The 1,427-nt window shown below is 56.3% G+C and carries 1 rRNA gene (running past one end of the window); it reads right to left on the reverse strand.

Annotated features, from left to right (window positions below):
• Positions 1-31 precede the first annotated feature (31 nt).
• Positions 32-1,427, reverse strand: a 23S ribosomal RNA gene (locus tag ACFULQ_RS48945) (it continues 1,375 nt past the right edge of the window).

Here is a 1,427-nt window from a genome sequence, read left to right on the forward strand (position 1 = left end):
CTCAGAACTAACACAGTGGACGCGAGCAAATATGGACAAGCCCTCGGCCTATTAGTACCGGTCACCTCCAGCGGTTACCCGCCTTCCAGATCCGGCCTATCAACCCAGTCGTCTACTGGGAGCCTTAACCCCTCAAAGGGGGTGGGAGTCCTCATCTCGAAGCAGGCTTCCCGCTTAGATGCTTTCAGCGGTTATCCCTCCCGAACGTAGCCAACCAGCCATGCCCTTGGCAGAACAACTGGCACACCAGAGGTTCGTCCGTCCCGGTCCTCTCGTACTAGGGACAGCCCTTCTCAAGACTCCTACGCGCACAGCGGATAGGGACCGAACTGTCTCACGACGTTCTAAACCCAGCTCGCGTACCGCTTTAATGGGCGAACAGCCCAACCCTTGGGACCGACTCCAGCCCCAGGATGCGACGAGCCGACATCGAGGTGCCAAACCATCCCGTCGATATGGACTCTTGGGGAAGATCAGCCTGTTATCCCCGGGGTACCTTTTATCCGTTGAGCGACGGCGCTTCCACAAGCCACCGCCGGATCACTAGTCCCGACTTTCGTCCCTGCTCGACCCGTCGGTCTCACAGTCAAGCTCCCTTGTGCACTTACACTCAACACCTGATTACCAACCAGGCTGAGGGAACCTTTGGGCGCCTCCGTTACCCTTTAGGAGGCAACCGCCCCAGTTAAACTACCCATCAGACACTGTCCCTGATCCGGATCACGGACCCAGGTTAGACATCCAGCACGACCAGACTGGTATTTCAACGACGACTCCACCCGAACTGGCGTCCGAGCTTCACAGTCTCCCAGCTATCCTACACAAGCCGAACCGAACACCAATATCAAACTGTAGTAAAGGTCCCGGGGTCTTTCCGTCCTGCTGCGCGAAACGAGCATCTTTACTCGTAGTGCAATTTCACCGGGCCTATGGTTGAGACAGTCGAGAAGTCGTTACGCCATTCGTGCAGGTCGGAACTTACCCGACAAGGAATTTCGCTACCTTAGGATGGTTATAGTTACCACCGCCGTTTACTGGCGCTTAAGTTCTCAGCTTCGCCACACCGAAATGTGACTAACCGGTCCCCTTAACGTTCCAGCACCGGGCAGGCGTCAGTCCGTATACATCGCCTTACGGCTTCGCACGGACCTGTGTTTTTAGTAAACAGTCGCTTCTCGCTGGTCTCTGCGGCCACCCCCAGCTCAAGGAGCAAGTCCTCTCACCAGGTGTGGCCCCCCTTCTCCCGAAGTTACGGGGGCATTTTGCCGAGTTCCTTAACCATAGTTCACCCGAACGCCTCGGTATTCTCTACCTGACCACCTGAGTCGGTTTAGGGTACGGGCCGCCATGAAACTCGCTAGAGGCTTTTCTCGACAGCATAGGATCATCCACTTCACCACAATCGGCTCGGCATCAGGTCTCAGACT

Source organism: Streptomyces sp. NPDC057253 (genome assembly GCF_042669125.1).
Classification (GTDB): Bacteria; Actinomycetota; Actinomycetes; order Streptomycetales; family Streptomycetaceae; genus Streptomyces.